The 18,698-nt window shown below is 61.3% G+C and carries 17 protein-coding genes; 6 read left to right on the forward strand and 11 right to left on the reverse strand.

Annotated features, from left to right (window positions below):
- Positions 1-85: 85 nt before the first annotated feature.
- The 4 genes from PMM47T1_RS09065 to gpmI all read right to left on the reverse strand — a co-directional run bounded on the left by PMM47T1_RS09065 (position 86) and on the right by gpmI (position 5,293).
- Positions 86-889 carry a divergent polysaccharide deacetylase family protein gene (locus PMM47T1_RS09065; protein ID WP_008367888.1) on the reverse strand — a complete coding sequence of 268 codons (804 nt, stop codon included), beginning with the start codon at positions 887-889 and terminating at the stop codon, positions 86-88.
- Positions 889-2,244, reverse strand: coding sequence for a S41 family peptidase (locus PMM47T1_RS09070; protein ID WP_008367889.1), 1,356 nt, complete (start codon positions 2,242-2,244; stop codon positions 889-891). The genes PMM47T1_RS09065 and PMM47T1_RS09070 overlap by 1 nt, the downstream gene beginning before the upstream one ends.
- 95 nt (positions 2,245-2,339) lie before the next feature.
- Positions 2,340-3,620 (reverse strand): murein hydrolase activator EnvC family protein, encoded by a 1,281-nt coding sequence (locus PMM47T1_RS09075; protein WP_008367892.1) that lies wholly within the window; start codon positions 3,618-3,620, stop codon positions 2,340-2,342.
- Between the two features lie 137 nt (positions 3,621-3,757).
- The gene (gpmI, locus tag PMM47T1_RS09080; RefSeq protein WP_008367894.1) at positions 3,758-5,293 is read right to left on the reverse strand and encodes a 2,3-bisphosphoglycerate-independent phosphoglycerate mutase; all 1,536 of its coding nucleotides are present in this window, start codon (positions 5,291-5,293) and stop codon (positions 3,758-3,760) included.
- A 210-nt stretch (positions 5,294-5,503) separates the two neighbouring features.
- Between gpmI and PMM47T1_RS09085 the strand changes: the two genes are divergently transcribed.
- The 3 genes from PMM47T1_RS09085 to secB are packed head-to-tail and all read left to right on the forward strand — an operon-like array spanning position 5,504 to position 6,709.
- A complete protein-coding gene (locus tag PMM47T1_RS09085; RefSeq protein WP_008367895.1) occupies positions 5,504-5,917 on the forward strand; it encodes a rhodanese-like domain-containing protein in 414 nt (137 codons plus the stop codon).
- A gap of 1 nt (position 5,918) precedes the next feature.
- Complete coding sequence (gene grxC, locus PMM47T1_RS09090) at positions 5,919-6,173, forward strand: glutaredoxin 3 (protein WP_008367897.1); 255 nt, start codon at positions 5,919-5,921, stop codon at positions 6,171-6,173.
- Positions 6,174-6,214: 41 nt separating this feature from the next.
- Positions 6,215-6,709: a protein-export chaperone SecB gene (gene secB / locus PMM47T1_RS09095; protein WP_008367898.1), complete on the forward strand. Its 495-nt coding sequence runs from the start codon at positions 6,215-6,217 to the stop codon at positions 6,707-6,709.
- Between the two features lie 162 nt (positions 6,710-6,871).
- Here secB and trmL read toward each other — a convergent pair whose 3' ends face one another.
- Positions 6,872-7,327 carry a tRNA (uridine(34)/cytosine(34)/5-carboxymethylaminomethyluridine(34)-2'-O)-methyltransferase TrmL gene (trmL, locus tag PMM47T1_RS09100; protein ID WP_008367899.1) on the reverse strand — a complete coding sequence of 152 codons (456 nt, stop codon included), beginning with the start codon at positions 7,325-7,327 and terminating at the stop codon, positions 6,872-6,874.
- Here trmL and PMM47T1_RS09105 point away from each other — a divergent pair.
- On the forward strand, positions 7,326-7,766 hold the full coding sequence (locus PMM47T1_RS09105) for a hypothetical protein (protein ID WP_008367900.1): 441 nt from the start codon (positions 7,326-7,328) through the stop codon (positions 7,764-7,766). The two genes, trmL and PMM47T1_RS09105, sit on opposite strands and share 2 nt — an antisense overlap.
- A 590-nt stretch (positions 7,767-8,356) precedes the next feature.
- On the opposite strand, the gene ntrC is transcribed toward PMM47T1_RS09105, so the two are convergent.
- From ntrC to glnA, 6 genes are all read right to left on the reverse strand, one after another.
- On the reverse strand, positions 8,357-9,793 hold the full coding sequence (ntrC, locus tag PMM47T1_RS09110) for a nitrogen regulation protein NR(I) (RefSeq protein WP_008367901.1): 1,437 nt from the start codon (positions 9,791-9,793) through the stop codon (positions 8,357-8,359).
- Positions 9,790-10,875 (reverse strand): nitrogen regulation protein NR(II), encoded by a 1,086-nt coding sequence (glnL, locus tag PMM47T1_RS09115; RefSeq protein ID WP_008367902.1) that lies wholly within the window; start codon positions 10,873-10,875, stop codon positions 9,790-9,792. The genes ntrC and glnL overlap by 4 nt, the downstream gene beginning before the upstream one ends.
- A 274-nt stretch (positions 10,876-11,149) precedes the next feature.
- Positions 11,150-11,749, reverse strand: coding sequence for a DUF4124 domain-containing protein (locus PMM47T1_RS09120; RefSeq protein ID WP_008367903.1), 600 nt, complete (start codon positions 11,747-11,749; stop codon positions 11,150-11,152).
- Positions 11,746-12,276 (reverse strand): DUF4124 domain-containing protein, encoded by a 531-nt coding sequence (locus PMM47T1_RS09125; protein WP_008367904.1) that lies wholly within the window; start codon positions 12,274-12,276, stop codon positions 11,746-11,748. The genes PMM47T1_RS09120 and PMM47T1_RS09125 overlap by 4 nt, the downstream gene beginning before the upstream one ends.
- Before the next feature lie 219 nt (positions 12,277-12,495).
- The gene (locus tag PMM47T1_RS09130; protein ID WP_008367905.1) at positions 12,496-13,041 is read right to left on the reverse strand and encodes a chorismate mutase; all 546 of its coding nucleotides are present in this window, start codon (positions 13,039-13,041) and stop codon (positions 12,496-12,498) included.
- Between the two features lie 503 nt (positions 13,042-13,544).
- A complete protein-coding gene (gene glnA, locus PMM47T1_RS09135) occupies positions 13,545-14,951 on the reverse strand; it encodes a glutamate--ammonia ligase (RefSeq protein ID WP_008367906.1) in 1,407 nt (468 codons plus the stop codon).
- A 332-nt stretch (positions 14,952-15,283) separates the two neighbouring features.
- Between glnA and thiI the strand changes: the two genes are divergently transcribed.
- Together thiI and typA are read left to right on the forward strand one after the other, a co-directional pair.
- Entirely contained in the window at positions 15,284-16,738 is a 1,455-nt protein-coding gene (thiI, locus tag PMM47T1_RS09140; RefSeq protein ID WP_008367907.1) for a tRNA uracil 4-sulfurtransferase ThiI, read from the forward strand.
- Between the two features lie 139 nt (positions 16,739-16,877).
- Positions 16,878-18,698 (forward strand): translational GTPase TypA, encoded by a 1,821-nt coding sequence (typA, locus tag PMM47T1_RS09145; RefSeq protein WP_008367908.1) that lies wholly within the window; start codon positions 16,878-16,880, stop codon positions 18,696-18,698.

Here is an 18,698-nt window from a genome sequence, read left to right on the forward strand (position 1 = left end):
AAAGAGCGCCGCATATTTTCTGACCCACCGCGGTGACCTTTTCGCGGGCAGAGCCGGATGGCCGGCCCCTATCCCACACTGTCAGTTACGGCTGAGCGGGGGCGGGCTTGTAGGTGCCATCCTTGCCATGCGCCGGCATGGCGCGGTTGGCGCGCTGGGCGATCATCTGGCGGATGGGTATCCAGTCGATGCCGTTGCCCTTGAGGTTGGGCAACTCGTGCTCCAGCAAGTCCAGGGTGACTGGGTAGGGGTGGCCGATGACCACCACCGAACCGAACTTCTTCGCATGGGCAATGGCTGTCTGCAGTTGCTTGGCCACCGCTTCGGGGGTGCGCACGTCATCCAGGAATACATCCCGCGAAACATGCGCCAGGCCGATGTCCTGGGCCTTGGCCGCCGCCACGGTGGCGGCGCTGGTACGGCTGTCGACGAAGAACAGGTTACGTGACTGCAACTCACCCATGAGCATGGCCATGGCCTCGGGCTGCGAGGTCATCTTGCTGCCTTCATGGTTGTTCATGCCCGCCGCGTAGGGCACGGCCTTGAGGGCCGCCTGCAAGCGGTTGCGCAACTCTTCCATGGGCAGGTCGGGGTGCCAGGCGAACGGGCCGGTGGCAGGGTCCATGGGCATGTGCACGATCACCGTCTTGCCGGCCTTGTGCGCCTCGCGGGCGAATTCGGCGGCGTGCGGGGTGTCGGGCATCACCGCCAGGGTAACCGGGCCGGGCAGTGCCAGGGCGCGACGGTCCCGAGGCAGGTTTTGCCCCAGGTCGTCGATGATCAGCGTGAAGTAGGCCTTGCGGGGCTTGGCGTCGCCGCTGTCCGACGTGGCATGGGCCACGCCGGTCAGGCAGCAGAGCAGGGCCAGCAGTACGGCGCGAAAAGGCATCACTTGTTGCGGGTCACGCTCAGGCCCTTGAGCAGCGACAGGGCCTGGCTCAGTTGGAAGTCGCCATCCTGCGGGCGGGCCTTGGCCTTGCCCACGGGGCTCTGGCTGGACGATGGGCGATCCTTGCCACCGTTGCCGTTGCCCAGGTGACCCTGCAGGTCGGCTTCCTTGAAGTTCTCGCTGTCGGGCTGGTCGCTGGTGAGCTTGCCCTGGCGCACTTCCACGTCCGGGACAATGCCCTGGGCCTGGATGCTGCGGCCATTAGGCGTGTAGTACAGCGCCGTGGTGATCTTCAACGCGCGGTCGTTGTTGAGCGGCAGCACGGTCTGCACCGAGCCCTTGCCGAAGCTGTCGGTGCCCATCAGCACGCCACGCTTGTGGTCCTGCAGGGCGCCGGCCACGATTTCCGAGGCCGAGGCGCTGCCGCCATTGATCAGCACCACCAACGGCACGCCATCGCTTTCATCGTGGCCGGTGGCCGAGAAGCGCAGCTCGGAGTTGGCGATGCGGCCCTTGGTGTACACGATCAGGCCGCTGCTGATGAAGTGGTCCACCACTTCAACGGCTGCCTGCAACACGCCACCCGGGTTGTTGCGCAGGTCCAGCACCAGGCCGTTGAGCTTTTTGCCGTTGTCCTTGCGCAGCTTGGCCAGGGCCTTGGAGACTTCCTCGCCGGTCTTGACCTGGAACTGGGTGATGCGGATGTAGCCGTAGCCGTCTTCCAGCATCTGCGCCTTGACGCTCTTGACCTGGATGACCGCGCGGGCCAGGGTCACGTCAAACGGGTTGCCACCGTTGCGCACCAGGGTCAGGGTGATCTTCTCGCCGATCTTGCCGCGCATCTTGTCCACGGCTTCGTTCATGCTCTGACCGCGGGTAGGCTGGCCGTTGATCTTGACGATCAGGTCGCCTGCCTCGATGCCTGCCTTGGTGGCCGGGGTGTCGTCGATGGGCGAGACCACCTTGATGAAGCCGTCTTCCACGCCCACTTCGATGCCCAGGCCGCCGAATTCGCCGCTGGTGCTTTCCTGCAGTTCCTGGAAGTCTTCCGGGCCCAGGTAGGCCGAGTGCGGGTCAAGGTTGCTGAGCATGCCCTTGATGGCGTTCTCCAGCAGGGTCTTGTCGTCCACCGGCTCCACGTAGGCGGCCTTGATGCGGTCCATGACCTCGGCGAAGGTGCGCAGCTCGTCCAGCGGCAGCGGTGCCTTGCTCGGGTCGGCGGCGGCAGCGGCCGGTGCCGGTGCGGTCGTGGTGGTGGCGGCCAGGTGTGCAGGCTCGGCAGCACGGGCGAGCGGGGCGCCGATCACCACGGCGATCGTCAGGGCCAGCGAGGTAAGGCGGGGCAAGTGCAGCATGACGAACGAACTCCTGATTCTGGTTTTGCGCCTTTCGGGGCATCGGCGTGCCGTCATTCATGACGGCCATAACGCCCTTTTAGTTGGTGCCGACTTCAGCCGCGGCACCATTGCGAAGGATCGCTGGGGCGACCTTGCTGGCGAACGGCAAAATACAATGCCGAAGTGTCCTGCCCACCACTGTTGCCGACGGTAGAGATCGCTTCGCCGGCCTTTACCACATCCCCGGCACCCTTGAGCAGGCTCTGGTTATGCCCGTACAATGTCAAGTAGCCGTCCCCATGGTCGAGAATGACCAGAAGTCCGGCGCCACGCAACCAATCGGCAAACACCACGCGGCCGCCGTGCACGGCGTGCACCTGGGTGCCGGCCGGTGCGCTGATCATGACACCATCCCACTTGGTTCGCGCATCGTCGCCGCGAGTTTCACCAAAACGTGCCAACAATCGACCATCAACAGGCCATGGAAGTTTTCCGCGACCTGCTGCAAATGGGCCGCCAAAGTTGGCACCGCCACTGGAGACTAGTGCACCTGGCGTTGCTTTGGGGCGTTTTGGCGCATCGTCAGCCTTGGCCTGGGCGTTTTCACGCTGGCGCTGCTTCTCGGCTTCCTGTGCGGCCAGCAGGGCTTTCTGACGTGCTTCCTCGGCTTCGCGGGCCTGGCGTGCCAGGGTTTCCTCGATGGTCTTGAGCACCTTGGCCAGGTCTTCCTGGTCCTGCTGGCGCGAGGCAAGCTTCTGGTCTTGTTGCTTGTAGCTGTCGTTGAGCTTGGCCAGGGCGGCCTGGCGCTCCTTGCGTACCTTGTCCAGGTCCTGGCGCTGGCTGTCCAGGCTGGCCTGCTGGGCAAGCAGTTGCGCCTGCTGGCCGGACATGTCTTTCTCGACGTCGGCCAGCTGGCGCAAGGTGTCATTGAACTGCTTGAGCTGCGCCATGCGGGCGTTGCTCATGTAGTCGTAATAGGTCAGCGTGCGCGCGAATTTCTCCGGATTCTGCTGATTGAGCAGCAGCTTGAGGTACTCCTGGCGGCCGCCTTGGTAGGCGGCACGGGCCTGGATGGCGATCAGGCGCTGTTGCTCGGTCTTATTTTGCTGGAGTTGATCTTTTTGCAGGGCTAGGCGATCCAGCTCGCCTTGGGTCTTTTTTAGTTCGGTTTGCAGGGCCTCCACCTGCTTCTCCAGCTTGCCCATCTGGGTTTCAGTTCCGCGCAGGTCTTTCTGCACGCCGTTTTTTTGATCCTGCACCTGGCTGAGCTGTTTCTTCAGTTCGGCGATGTCCTGCTTGGTGGCATCCAACTGCTGTTGGGTTTGCGCACGGTCGTCGGCATAGGCCGTACTCAGCAGGCAGGTAAGGGCTAGGGCTATCAGTGCACGAAGCATGGGGGTGGGCGATACCAATGTGGAGACGGGCCTAGTATGCCCGCCGCGAGCTGCAAAAAAAACGCCTCGGCGGCAACCGCCGGACGTTTCATCCAAGGCGGGGGTCAAGGTGCTGTTCCCAGGCCCCCGCCATGAGCTTAGCCTTCGATCAGAATCGAGTGGCCGGTCATTTCCTGCGGTTTCTGCATGTTCATGAGGTACAGCATGGTCGGCGCCACGTCAGCCAGCACGCCGCCCTCGCGAACCGTGAGCTTGCGCTTGCCCACGTAGATGAATGGCACCGGCTCCGTGGTGTGCGCGGTGTGCGCCTGGCCGGTGGATTCGTCTTCCATCTGCTCGCAGTTGCCATGGTCGGCGGTGATCAGCGCTTCGCCGCCCACCTTGTCCAGGGCTTCGACGATACGGCCGACGCAGGTGTCCAGGCACTCAACGGCCTTGACCGCCGCCTCCATCACGCCGCTGTGGCCCACCATGTCGCCGTTGGCGTAGTTGACCACGATCACGTCGAAGCGCTGGTTTTCGATGGCCTCGACGATCTTGTCGGTTACCAGGGGCGCATTCATTTCCGGCTGCAGGTCGTAGGTGGCGACCTTCGGCGATGGAATCAGGATGCGTTCTTCGCCTTTGAACGGCTCTTCGCGGCCGCCCGAGAAGAAGAAGGTCACGTGGGCGTATTTTTCGGTTTCGGCGATGCGCAGCTGGGTCTTGCCGTTGTCGGCCAGGTATTCGCCCAGCACGTTGTGCAGGCTGCCGGCGGCGAAGGCAGCCGGGGCCGGGATTTTCGCCGAGTACTGGGTCAGGCCCACGAAGCCGGCCAGTTTCGGCTGGCGCTTGCGGGCGAAGTCGGCAAAGTTGTCTTCGACGAACACGCGGGTCAGCTCGCGGGCACGGTCGGCGCGGAAGTTCATGAACACCACGGCGTCGCCGTCTTCCACCCGCACCTTGTCGCCAATGCTGGTGGCCTTGACGAACTCGTCGCTCTCGCCACGCTCGTAGGCGGCGTTCAGGCCTTCCACGGCGCTGGCGGCGTTGAATTCGCTGGTGCCGTCGGCAATCAGCTCGTAGGCCGCTGTGACGCGGTCCCAGCGGTTGTCACGGTCCATGGCGAAGTAGCGGCCGATGATGCTGGCGGTGCGGCCCTTGCCCAGGCGGGCGAAGGTCTTGTCCATCAGCTCAAGCGGCGCTTCGGCGCTTTTTGGCGGGGTGTCGCGGCCGTCGAGGAAGGCGTGCAGGTAGAGCTTCTCGGCGCCGCGTTTGGCGGCCAGCTCGGCCATGGCCACGATGTGGTCCTGGTGGCTGTGCACGCCGCCGTCCGACAGCAGGCCCATGATGTGCACGGCCTTGCCGGCGCCGACGGCCTTGTCTACGGCGGCGCAGATAGTGGGGTTTTCGAAGAACTCGCCGTCACGGATAGCCTTGGTCACGCGGGTGAAGTCCTGATACACCACGCGGCCGGCGCCCAGGTTCATGTGGCCGACCTCGGAATTGCCCATCTGACCGTCGGGCAGGCCCACGTCCATGCCGGAACCGGAGATCAGGCCGTTGGGCATGGTCTTGGTCAGCCGGTCCAGCGTCGGTTTGTTCGCCGAATAGACAGCATTGTATTCGTGGCTTTCGCTGTGACCGAAACCATCCAGGATGATCAGGACCAAAGGTTTAGGCGTGGTTGTCATAGATCCACTCGCGGCTATGTCAGATGGAAAAGGAGAAGCGTATTTTAGGGCATAGAAGCCGACGCTTGCGAATAACCTTCATCAATCGCAGTTATGAAGCACAGACAAGGCCTGGTGGGGCGGGTTCCGTGAAGGTTGCGCCCGGCGGGCTTTGGCCCACTTTGACTGCTGTGTATACTGGCCGACATTTTAACGCCCTGGAACCTGCTGATGGCCGCTCACCTGATTGAATTTGCCACTAATCACTATCTGCTCGTTGGCGCCTTCGCCATCTTGGCGATCATGTTGCTCGTTCTGGAAATGAGCCGTGGCGGCAAAAGCCTCAGCCCACGCGAGCTGACCGCGCTGGTCAACGCCGAGCAGGCCGTGATCATCGACATCCGTGCCAAGAAAGACTACGCCACCGGCCACATCGTCGGCGCCCTGAACATTCCCCAGGACAAGGTGGCCAGCCGCATGGCCGAGCTTGAGAAGCACAAGGGCAAGACCCTGATCATCGTCGACAGCATCGGCCAGCATGCCGGTACCACCGCGCGCGATCTGCTCAAGGCCGGCTACAACGCGGCAAAACTGTCAGGTGGTGTTTCCAGCTGGCGTGCTGACAATCTTCCACTGGTAAAGTGAAATGACCCACGTCGTCGTCTACTCCAGCGATTGGTGCCCCTACTGCACACGGGCCAAGGCCCTGCTGGAAAGCAAGGGTGTCGCCTTCGAAGAAATCCGCGTCGACGGCCAGCCGCAAGTGCGTGCGGCCATGGCCCAGAAGGCCGGTCGCACGTCGGTACCGCAAGTCTGGATCGGCGAACGCCACGTAGGCGGCTGTGACGACCTGTATGCCCTGGAGCGCGCCGGCAAGCTCGACGCGCTGCTCAAGGCCTGAATTCAAACCACGTTACGACCTTAATGTAAGAAGGATCTGCGATGACTGATCAACCGAACAACGGCGCGGCAAACGAAGAAGCTGACGCCCCGCAATTCTCCCTGCAGCGCATCTACGTGCGTGACCTGTCGTTCGAAGCGCCGAAAAGCCCGGCCATCTTTCGTCAGCAGTGGGAGCCAAGCGTTGCCCTGGACCTGAACACTCGCCAGAAAGCGCTGGAAGAAGGTTTTCACGAAGTCGTGCTGACCCTGTCGGTCACCGTCAAGAACGGTGAAGAGGTAGCCTTCATCGCTGAAGTACAGCAGGCCGGTATCTTCCTGATCAAGAACCTGGATGATGCTTCCCTGAGCCACACCCTGGGTGCCTTCTGCCCTAACATCCTGTTCCCGTATGCGCGCGAAACCCTGGACAGCCTGGTAGTGCGTGGCTCGTTCCCGGCGCTGATGCTGGCCCCGGTCAACTTCGACGCCCTGTACGCGCAAGAGCTGCAACGCATGCAGGAAGCCGGCGAAGCGCCGAAGCCTTCGCTGCAGTAAGGCTTGCCGCACCGCAAAAAGCGCCCTTCGGGGCGCTTTTTTGTGGAACCTAACATCTTTGGTTTCGTGGGGGCGGGCTCTGCCCGCGAAAAGGGCGCCGCGATTTAACTGACAGTGCGCGTCGAGCCTTTCGCGGGCAAAGCCCGCTCCCACGACCCGTGATCAGGCGAAACCCAGCTGGCGCCAGGCTTCGTACACGGCAATGGCCACGGTGTTGGACAGGTTCAGGCTGCGGCAGCCCTCGCGCATCGGCAGGCGCAGGCGCTGGTCGCTGCCCAGCGGGTCCAGCACTTCGGGCGGCAGGCCGCGGCTCTCGGGGCCGAACAGGAAGGCATCGCCATCGGCGAAGCTCACCTCGTGAAACGGCTTGGAGCCCTTGGTGGTGAACGCAAACAGTCGCGGGTTGCCCAGCGACTCAAGGCAGCTGGCAAGGTCGGCGTGGCGCTTGAGCGTGGCGTACTCGTGGTAGTCCAGCCCGGCACGGCGCAGGCGCTTGTCATCGAGTTCGAAGCCGATCGGTTCGATCAAGTGCAGGTGGCAGCCGCTGTTGGCGCATAGCCGTATAATGTTGCCCGTATTGGGCGGTATCTCTGGTTGAAAAAGGATGACGTGAAACATGCACGGCTCCGAACTGAAAGACGGGCAGCATTCTACCCCTGAACCGGACCCGCGTCCGAGCCTGTTCCCGCGGGTGATGGTGTCGTTGGCGATAATCGGCCTGATGGTGGGCTTGATGATCGGCAAGCTGACCAATCCCGAAACCCTGGAACTGGTGAAGATCGAGGAACAGCCCGCAGCGCTGGTGTTCTGGTTCAGCGGCCAGCCCAAGGTTGAGACCACTACGGTGGACGGCGCCCTGGTGGTGCAATTCCAGGCGCACGGCCTGACCCGCAATGGCCAGGTGGACGTCAACGGCAAGAAAGCCAACTGGCGTACGCAGCCGGGTGAGAATGGGTTGTTGTTGAATGTGGTGGCGGCGCGCCCTTTGCAGGGTGACATCAGCGGGGAAGAGGAGGGAGGTCGCTGGAGGCTGAAGCTCAGCCTCCGGGAGGAATAAAAGAGGGAATCCCCGGCCTGCCTGTACCAAGGTCCCCAAAAGCGGGAGGGGGGCGCAGCGCTCGTCGCGTGTTGCGCGCCCCGTTGTAAAGAAGGGGAATCCCCGGCCTGCCTGTACCAAGGTCCCCAAAACGGGTGTGGAACCGCAACCCTCGTCGAGTGCTGCGCGTCCCGGTGTAAAATAGGGATTCCCCGGCCTGCCTGTACCAAGGACCCCAAAACTGGGAGTGTTTCCTGTCTCGCACTAACTACATTGCAGCCCGCGTGCCAGCTTTTGAAAAAATGCGCTCAACATGTTGCGAATTTGTGATGCGGCGGCTGCAAGCCTTGTATTTGGCGGGTTTGGCGATGAACGGAAAATTTCAGGGTATGTCCAAAGGTGGCATTCTGGCGGGATCCAAGGCCAAAAACGCCTTGTGGCGGTGCACAAAAAACAGCCAGTGCACAAAAGCGGCGAATTTTTGCGCCGCCCCTGTCGGCGACGTTCGGGTTGTGGGAGTGGGCAAAGCCCGCTTCTACAACAGCCATGCTCATTACAAAAAAAGCCCACCAGGGTCGCTGGCGGGCTTTTTTATTGAACGGCAGGACGAATCAGGCGTCGTCGCCCTCATCCTCGTCCCCACCATCAACCTTCATGCCCAGCTCCTTGATCTTGCGCGTCAAGGTGTTGCGGCCCCAGCCCAGCAGCACGGCGGCGTCGCGACGGCGGCCGGCAGTGTGCTTCAGGGCGGTCTCGATCATGATGCGCTCGAAACTCGGCACAGCGCTGTCCAGCAGGCTGGACTGGCCGCGTGCCAGGGCCTGGTCGGCCCATTGGCGCAGGGCCTGTTCCCAGTTGGTCACCGGGGCTGCATCCTGAGGCAGGCTGAGCAACTCGGGTGGCAGGTCGCCGATGTGCACTTCGCGGCCCGAGGCCATCACTGTGATCCAGCGGCAGGTGTTCTCCAACTGGCGCACGTTGCCGGGCCACGGCAGGTTCTTCAGGTATTCCTCGGTCTCCGACTTCAGCAGCTTGGGCTCTACGGCCAGCTCCTGGGCGGCGCGGCTGAGGAAGTGCTTGGCCAGGGTAGGGATGTCTTCGCGACGGTCCGACAGGCGTGGGATGTGAATGCGGATCACGTTCAGGCGGTGGAACAAGTCCTCACGGAACTTACCCGCATGCACCAGGGTTTCCAGGTTCTGGTGAGTGGCGGCGATGATGCGCACGTCAACCTTCACCGGGGTGTGGCCGCCCACGCGGTAGAACTCGCCGTCGGCCAGCACGCGCAACAGGCGGGTCTGGGTGTCGGCCGGCATGTCGCCGATCTCGTCGAGGAATAGCGTGCCACCGTCGGCCTGCTCGAAGCGGCCGCGACGCAGGTTGGCTGCGCCGGTGAAGGCGCCTTTCTCATGACCGAACAGCTCCGATTCCATCAGGTCCTTGGGAATGGCCGCCATGTTCAATGCAATGAACGGCGACGCGGCCCGCGGGCTGTGACGGTGCAGGGCGTGGGCCACCAGCTCTTTACCGGTACCCGACTCGCCGTTGATCAGCACGGTGATGTTGGAATGGCTCAACCGGCCAATGGCGCGGAACACTTCCTGCATCGCCGGCGCTTCACCGATGATTTCCGGGGTGCGGGTCAGGGTTGGTACTTCGGTCAGGCCTTGCTGTTCCTGAGCGTGCTGGTTGGCGCGCTTGACCAGGGCCACGGCCTCGTCCACGTCGAACGGCTTGGGCAGGTACTCGAACGCGCCGCCCTGGTACGACGCCACGGCGCTGTCCAGGTCCGAGTGGGCGGTCATGATGATCACCGGCAGGCGCGGGAACTGCTCGCGAATGCGCGCCAGCAGGTCCAGGCCACTGGCGCCGGGCATGCGGATGTCGGAGATAATCACGTCCGGCTGCTGGCGAGCCAGGCGGCTCATGACGCCGTCGGCACTGTCGAAGCTTTGGGTGGTCATGCCTTCCTGTTGCAAGGCTTTTTCCAGAACCCAACGGATGGAACGGTCGTCATCGACGATCCAGACAGTTTCACTACGGCTCATGACGAAGCGGCTCCTTGTTCCAGCGGCAGGAAGATCGAGAAAGTGGTATGGCCGGGGTGGCTTTCACACTCGATCAGCCCTTGGTGCTGGCTGATGATGTTCTGGGTAATGGCAAGGCCTAGGCCTGTACCGTCCGGACGCCCGCTGACCATTGGGTAGAAAATGGTTTCCTGGAGTTCGGCCGGTATACCGGGTCCGTTATCGGTGATTTCTATCTTGGTCACCAGCCGGTGGCGGGTGTGGCCAATGGTGAACTGACGCATGGTGCGGGTGCGCAGGCTGATTCGGCCCAGGCGCAACTCGTTCTGGCCGCTGATGGCCTGCATGGCGTTGCGCACGATATTGAGCACGGCCTGGATCATCTGCTCGCGGTCAATCAACACGTCCGGGATGCTGGGGTCGTAGTCACGCACCAACGTGATGCCACCCTGGCTCTCTGCTTCCACCAGGCTGGAAACGCGCTCCAGCACTTCGTGCACGTTGGTCATGGCCAGCGACGGCAGCTTGTTGGAGCCCAGCATGCGGTCCACCAGGTTGCGCAGGCGATCGGCCTCTTCGATGATGACGTTGGTGTAGTCCTTCAGGCTTTCCTCGGGCAGCTCCCGGGCCAGCAATTGGGCGGCGCCACGGATCCCGCCCAGCGGGTTCTTGATCTCGTGGGCCAGGCCGCGCACCAGCATCTTGGTGGTTTCCTGCTTGGACAGTTGCGCCTCTTCCTTGGTGATGCGCAACAGACGGTCGCGCGGGTGCACTTCCAGCAGCAGCAGGGTGTGGCCGTTGTTCAGGATGGGTGTCACCGCATAGTCGACGGTCAGGGTCTGGCCGGTCAGTGCGGTGAGCATCGCTTCGCGCTTGGTGAATGGGTGTGCCTGTTCCACGGCCTGGCGCAGGGAATTGAGCGCCTCGGCCGACTCCGTGAACAGCTCGCTGATGAACTGGCCATGGCTACGCTGGCCGCTGATGGCCAAGAGCATTTCGGCTGCCGGGTTCATGTACTCCAGGCGCAGTTCGGCATTGAGCAGAATGGTGGCGGTGGTCAGGTTGTCCAGTAGCAGTCGGTGCAAGGCATCACTGATGGTCATTAGCTGTCGTTGACCTCTTTTGGCTCATCGCCACCGGACGGCGGTCCGAAGCGGCGCGGGCTGGTAATCCGCTGATACATCTAAAATGCAAGAACCAAACCAAGGCTCCGAAAAGAAGCGCGGCCAGCCAAAAATAGCGCTTTCCCTGCTCATTAAATGACGCACCGGGCACGGTCTCGTTCAGGATTGACCCAAAATGGGCTGCGCGTGTGCAGACTGGCTGATTGTGCGCACCAAAACAGAGCGCTGGCTTTCACTATAGCGGGTGCAGATGTCAGTCGTCGTCATCCGCGGGTTTATCGGCGAGCGGGCATTCCGGGCGTACGCCGTAGTCGGCGGTGGTGCAGGGGTTGTTGCGGCGTTTCTGGATCAGCGAAATGCGCTGCATGTGGAACGGCTGGTTGGGCGTGCGTTCAATGACCGTTTCCTCATTGTCGATGACCTCTGCTGCCAATTGGTGCGTGCCGCGATCAACGTTCTTGAGTGCAAACACCGGGCTCACCGCAGGCCCGGCGATGACGTTGCCGTCCATCAGCAGTCGATAGCCATGGTTGGGCATCAGTGGCGGGTCGCTGGTGATGGTCACGATCATGTCGCCCGAGGCATCTTGGATGGTGGCGTCGGGCTCAGGGATCAGGATGCGCAGCATGTCGTAATGGCTGGGCGGCTGTTTTTTCACCAGCTTGCGCGCCGGGGTTGGCAAGGGCGGCCCGGCGCTCATGTTGTTGCTGGGCCGCACATCCACGCGGGTGGCGTTGGCGTGGGGCTTGTCGGTATAGACGCGGTCACCCTGGGCATCGATGTAGGTGTAGACCTCGGCCATCGTCGTGCTGGACGCGGCCAGCAGCACGATAGCCAACAGCAGGCGGTTCATGGGCGTTTTCCGGCAGGGGGCAGGTGGAAGCGTTGCAGCGTGAAGGTCACCGTGGGGCTCTGTTGCACCACGCGGTCATTGAGCAGTACCTGCACCGCCAGGCTGTGGTCACCGCGGTCCAGGCTCACCAGTTGCAGGCGTGGCACGTTGGTGGGCGGGCCATAGGGCTGGCCGTCCAGCAGCAGGCGCAGGCGGTGCTCCTGGCGCAGGCGCGGGTCGATTAGCACACCTACGGTAAAGGTACCGTTATTGGCGCGCAGAGCCTCTTCGGTGGGGATGTCGGTGAGTTGCAGGGTGCGGTAGAGCGGCTGGTTCTCATCGTTCTGACGCGGCACGGGCACCATCGGCGCCACCGGGGCCTGGGGTTGCACGCTGTTGAGCGGTGGCAACTCTACCGTTTGCGCGGCGGTACCCTGGGGCGGCTGGTTGGAGTACGCGGTATTGCCTTCGGCATCGGTGTACTTGTAGATCTGCGCCCAGGCCGGCAGGGCGAGCAGCATCAGCAGGCAGATGAGGCATGAACGCATGGACGCTTCCTGTCGGCTCATGGGAAGAAAGTGGCCTGGCGGCCCAGGTGCCAGCATAGAACAGAATCACCGACGAATGGTTTCGGCTTTGTACCAACCGCCGGCGGCTGCACCGCGTCATCAGACGCCGCCCCGCGATCGGCATGACACCGCTGAAGGTCCTGCGGACCTTTTCGCAGCCTTTCGGCAGCCCCTACGATAACGGGACTGGGGGGTGGGTCAGGAAGGCTTGGCGCACAGTTCGCCCGTGGCGCGTATCAGCGCGTTGCGCTGCAGGGCGTCAGCCTTGCGCGCTTCAATGGCGCTGGCCAGCCAGCGTGGGCACTGGGCATCGTTGCGCGACGGGGCAAAGGCCGCCAGGCGCTCCAGCAGTTGCTTCTGCAGCACGTCCAGCAGCGGGCGAATGTCCTTGGCCAGGTCTGCACGTGGCGTATCAGGGGCGCCGCCCTTGGCATTCCATTGCGTTAGCAAGCCGTATTGCACCAGCTTGTTGGCTTCGATCTGCGCGGCGAAGAATTGCTCAGCCAGGGCGCTATCCACCTTGTAGTCAGCAGCCAGCTTGCCGGCACCGGCGATCACGTCGCGCTCACGCGGCGCGTCCAGCACCGGCTTGTGGCTGTCCCACTTGGTCAGTGCCACCTTGGGGGCGATTTCCAGGCGTTGCTGCACGCTGTCCAGCAAGGGCGCGAGGGTTGGCGGCGCAGCGGCGAAGGCGGGTTGGGCGAGGGCGCCGAGCAGCAGGGTGGCGATCAATGGGTGTTTCATGGGGGGCTTTCCTTATTTTTGGGGGGGCGTAAAAAGATCTCAAGCCGGGCGACAAGGCTTGCAACTCGATGGATCAGGCCATGGTACGGTGCAACAAATGTGGGAGCGGGCTCTGCCCGCGAAGCGCCGCGCGGGCGGCGCTCGATCTGAAGGGCGCCAGAGACACTAAGACATGCACCTATAAGGCCCATGCAATTTCAAATCAGGCACATCGGGGTTTTGCGGTTTTATCGACAGTAGACCGCGTCATGGCCACCAGGTGCTAGCCGAAGATGTTGTAGCGCTCTTGAGATCGAGCGCCGCCCGCGCGGCGCTTCCCGGGCAGAGCCCGGTCCCACGTTTATTGCACCGTACCATGGCCTGATCCATCGAGTTGCCAGCCCTGTGTGTAGGGCTCTAGATTTTCATGATGCAGATGCGTATTTCTGAAAATCCAGCCCCATAAAAAAGCCTCCCGAAGGAGGCTTTTTTCAAATCACGCGGCTTGCGCCAGCGTCACCGGATTAGCAGCTGTAGTACAGCTCGTATTCCAGTGGGTGTACGAAGGTACGCACCTTGATTTCTTCTTCGCTTTTCAGGGCGATGTAAGCGTCGATGAAGTCGTCGCTGAAAACGCCGCCTTTGGTCAGGAACGCACGACCTTTGTCCAGCTCTTCCAGGGCTTCTTTCAGGCTGCCGCACACTTGTGGGATCTCTTTCGCCTCTTCAGGCGGCAGGTCGTACAGGTTTTTGTCAGCTGCGTCGCCAGGGTGGATCTTGTTCTGGATACCGTCCAGGCCGGCCATCAGCAGTGCTGCGAAGGCCAGGTAAGGGTTGGCAGCCGGGTCCGGGAAACGTGCTTCGATACGACGGCCGCGAGGGCTGTTGACGTAAGGAATACGGATCGAGGCGGAACGGTTGCGAGCCGAGTAGGCCAGCATAACCGGAGCTTCGAAACCTGGGACCAGACGCTTGTACGAGTTGGTCGCAGGGTTGGTGAAGCCGTTCAGGGCCTTACCGTGCTTGATGATACCGCCGATGAAATACAGGGCGGTGTCGGACAGGCCGGCATAGCCTTCGCCAGCGAAGGTGTTCTTGCCATCTTTGGAGATGGACATGTGAACGTGCATGCCCGAACCGTTATCGCCGTACAGAGGCTTGGGCATGAAGGTAGCGGTGCGCCCGTAAGCGTCGGCAACGTTGTGAACAACGTACTTCAGGGTCTGGACTTCGTCGGCCTTCTTCACCAGGGTGTTGAACTTGACGCCGATTTCGTTCTGGCCAGCAGTTGCCACTTCGTGGTGGTGAACTTCAACGACCTGGCCCATTTCTTCCAGTGCGTTGCACATGGCAGTACGGATTTCGTGGTCGTGGTCGAACGGCGGAACTGGGAAGTAACCACCTTTCACGCCTGGACGGTGGCCTTTGTTGCCGCCTTCGATGTCCTGGTCGGACATCCACGAACCTTGTTCGGAGTAGATCTTGAACATGGAGCCGGAGATGTCGGACTTGAACTTCACTTCGTCGAAGATAAAGAATTCTGGCTCTGGACCGGCGAATACGGTGTCACCGATACCGGTGGACTTCAGGTATTCTTCAGCACGGTGAGCGATGGCGCGCGGGTCGCGATCGTAACCTTGCATGGTCGAAGGTTCGATGATGTCGCAGACCAGGATCAGGGTCGGCTCTTCGGTGAACGGGTCCAGGACGGCGGTTTCGTCGTCTGGCAGCAGGATCATGTCGGAGGCTTCGATGCCTTTCCAGCCAGAGATCGACGAACCGTCGAACATCTTGCCGACTTCGAAGAAGTCATCTTCCAGCGCGTCACGGGCTGGCATGGTGACGTGATGCTGGGTGCCTTTGGTGTCAGTGAAGCGCAGATCAATCCACTTGACGTCATGATCTTTGATGAGTTGAACCGACTTCGACATGTTGTCCTCCGGGGTGAATAAGGGCTGGTAATGGTGAGCCCTGTAATTTGGGTGATGCCGGGCGCGAATAGTCTGCCAAGGCAACCTGCCTCACAAGGGAGCAATTTGCATGCCAGTGCCCCGAGTTGGGTTTTTTGCCCCAAACCCAAGCGTTTAGGCGGTTTTTCGGCAAATTGCGCCGATTTGTCGCACTGATTTGATGCGCTAGCAATCCGCGGCGAACCAAAATGGTGCGTCGAAAACCTTCTGTACGATAACTGGTTAAAAGCTGAGCAATTTCCGCTATAATCCTGCCCCCTCTTTTTCGGCTGGCACCTCGCGCGCTGTTTTCCATGAAACTAATCGTAAAAGTCTTCCCAGAGATCACCATCAAGAGCCGGCCTGTTCGCAAGAACTTCATTCGCCAGCTCGCCAAGAACATCCGCGTCGTGCTCCGTGAACTGGACCCGAAGCTGGTGGTCGAGGGCGTGTGGGACAACCTAACGGTCGTCACCCGCATCGAAGACACGAAAATTCAGCGCGAGATGATCGAGCGACTGCGTTGCGTGCCGGGCATCACCCATTTCCTTCAGGTGGACGAATACCCCCTGGGCGACATGGACGACCTGGTTACCCAGTGCAAGCAGCACTTCGGCCACTTGCTGGCGGGCAAGATGTTCGCCGTGCGCTGCAAGCGTGCGGGCAGGCACACCTTCACCTCCATGGACGTCGACCGCTATGTTGGCAGCCAATTGCGTCAGCAGTGTGGCGCTGCCGGCATCGAGCTGAAGACGCCGGACGTGGAAGTGCGCCTGGAAATTCGCGACAAGCGCGTGTTCATCATCCACAGTCAGCACCAGGGCATCGGCGGCTACCCGCTGGGCTCGCTGGAGCAGACCCTGGTTTTGATGTCCGGCGGTTTCGACTCCACCGTGGCCGCCTACCAGATGATGCGCCGCGGCCTGATGACCCATTTCTGCTTCTTCAACCTGGGCGGCCGTGCCCACGAGTTGGGCGTGATGGAAGTCGCGCACTTCCTGTGGAAGAAGTACGGCAGCTCCCAGCGCGTGCTGTTCATCAGCATCCCGTTCGAGGAAGTGGTGGGCGAGTTGCTGAGCAAGGTCGACAACAGCCACATGGGCGTCATCCTCAAGCGTATGATGCTGCGTGCTGCCACGCAGATGGCCGATCGTCTGCAAATTGATGCGCTGGTAACCGGCGAGGCCATCTCGCAAGTGTCGAGCCAGACGCTTCCGAACCTGTCGGTGATCAGTGCGGCAACCGACAAGCTGTTGCTGCGTCCATTGCTTGCCAGCCATAAGCAGGACATCATTGACCAGGCCAACGAGATCGGCACCGCCGACTTCGCCAAGCACATGCCTGAATATTGCGGGGTGATTTCGGTCAACCCCACCACCAAGGCCAAGCCACACCGCGTAGCCTATGAAGAACAACAGTTCGACATGGCCGTGCTGGAGCGGGCCGTGGAACGTGCCAAGCTGGTCTCCATCGACAATGTTATCGATGAACTGGGCCAGGACATCGAGATTGAAGAGGTCGGCCAGGCGCTGGCCGGGCAGGTGATCATCGATATCCGTCATCCTGATGCCCAGGAAGACCAGCCCCTTGAACTCGAAGGCATCGAGGTCAAGGCGTTGCCGTTCTATGCACTGAACAGCCGTTTCAAGGAACTGGACCCCACCCGTCAGTACCTGCTGTATTGCGACAAAGGCGTGATGAGTCGCCTGCATGCCCACCATTTGCTCAGTGAGGGACATGCCAATGTGCGCGTTTATCGACCGAGCTAAGCGCCCGGGGCTGTTTGCCTGTGGCCTGCGTCACCGGCCCCCCGACGCCACCGTAAAGCTGTAACGGCTTTGCGGGACTCTAAGTCAAATCGCTGTCACAACCTGTCAGCACACCGAATCCTCTGATCGAGATACACAAGTGATCGAAAATCTACGTAACATCGCCATCATCGCTCACGTTGACCATGGTAAAACCACCCTGGTAGACAAACTGCTGCGTCAATCCGGCACCCTGGAGCGCAACGAGCTCAACGACGAGCGCGTGATGGACTCCAACGACCAGGAGAAAGAGCGCGGTATTACCATTCTGGCGAAAAACACCGCCATCAACTGGAATGGCTACCACATCAACATCGTCGACACCCCCGGCCACGCCGACTTCGGTGGCGAAGTTGAGCGCGTGATGTCGATGGTTGACTCCGTGCTGCTGCTCGTTGACGCTCAAGACGGCCCTATGCCGCAAACTCGCTTCGTGACCAAGAAGGCTTTCGAAGCCGGCCTGAAGCCAATCGTCGTGATCAACAAGGTTGACCGTCCGGGCGCGCGTCCTGATTGGGTTCTGGACCAGATCTTCGATCTGTTCGACAACCTGGGCGCCACCGACGAACAGCTGGACTTCAAAGTCGTCTACGCCTCGGCCATCAACGGCATCGCCGGCCTGGACCACGCCGACATGGCTGAAGACATGACCCCGCTGTACCAGGCGGTCGTGGATCACGTTCCGGCTCCTGCCGTTGACCGTGACGGCGCGTTCCAGATGCAGATCTCGGCACTGGACTACAACAGCTTCCTGGGCGTCATCGGTGTTGGCCGTATCGCTCGCGGTCGCGTCAAGCCTAACACCCCGGTTGTAGCGATCAGCGCTGACGGCAAGCGTCGCAACGGTCGTATCCTGAAGCTGATGGGTCACCACGGTCTGCACCGTGTGGACGTTGAAGAAGCAGCTGCCGGCGACATCGTCTGCATCAGCGGTTTCGACGAGCTGTTCATCTCCGACACCCTGTGCGACCCACTGACCGTCGAAGCCATGAAGCCGCTGACCGTCGACGAGCCAACCGTTTCCATGACCTTCCAGGTAAACGACTCGCCATTCTGCGGTAAAGAAGGCAAGTTCGTGACCTCGCGTAACATCAAGGACCGTCTGGACAAAGAGCTGCTGTACAACGTTGCTCTGCGCGTTGAAGAAGGCGACTCGGCCGACAAGTTCAAGGTTTCCGGCCGTGGTGAGCTGCACCTCTCGGTACTGATCGAAACCATGCGTCGCGAAGGCTTCGAGCTGGCCCTGGGCCGTCCGGAAGTGATCATTCGTGAAGTGAACGGCGTCAAGCAGGAACCGTTCGAAAACGTCACCATCGACATCCCTGAAGAAGCACAGGGCAAGGTCATGGAAGAGATGGGCCTGCGTAAGGGCGACCTGACCAACATGGTGCCGGATGGCAAAGGCCGTGTTCGTCTGGAATACAACATCCCTGCTCGTGGTCTGATCGGTTTCCGTAACCAGTTCCTGACCCTGACCAACGGTGCTGGCATCCTGACCTCGATTTTCGACCGTTACGACACCGTCAAGTCGGGCCACATGTCGGGCCGTCAGAACGGCGTTCTGGTTTCGGTTGAAACCGGCAAGGCTCTGACCTACTCGCTGGAAACCCTGCAGGCTCGTGGCAAGCTGTTCGTAGAACACGGCCAGGAGATCTACAACGGTCAAATCGTTGGCCAGAACAGCCGCGACAACGACCTGGGCGTCAACCCTACCAAGGGCAAGAAGCTCGACAACATGCGTGCTTCGGGTAAAGACGAAACCATCGCCCTGGTTCCACCTGTTCGCTTCACCCTGGAACAGGCTCTGGAATACATCCAGGAAGACGAGCTGTGCGAAGTTACGCCTAAGTCCATCCGTCTTCGCAAGAAGATCCTGGACGAAAGCGAGCGTACCCGCGCTGCCAAGAAAGCCAAGGTTTGA

This window comes from Pseudomonas sp. M47T1, from assembly GCF_000263855.1.
Taxonomy (GTDB): domain Bacteria; phylum Pseudomonadota; class Gammaproteobacteria; order Pseudomonadales; family Pseudomonadaceae; genus Aquipseudomonas.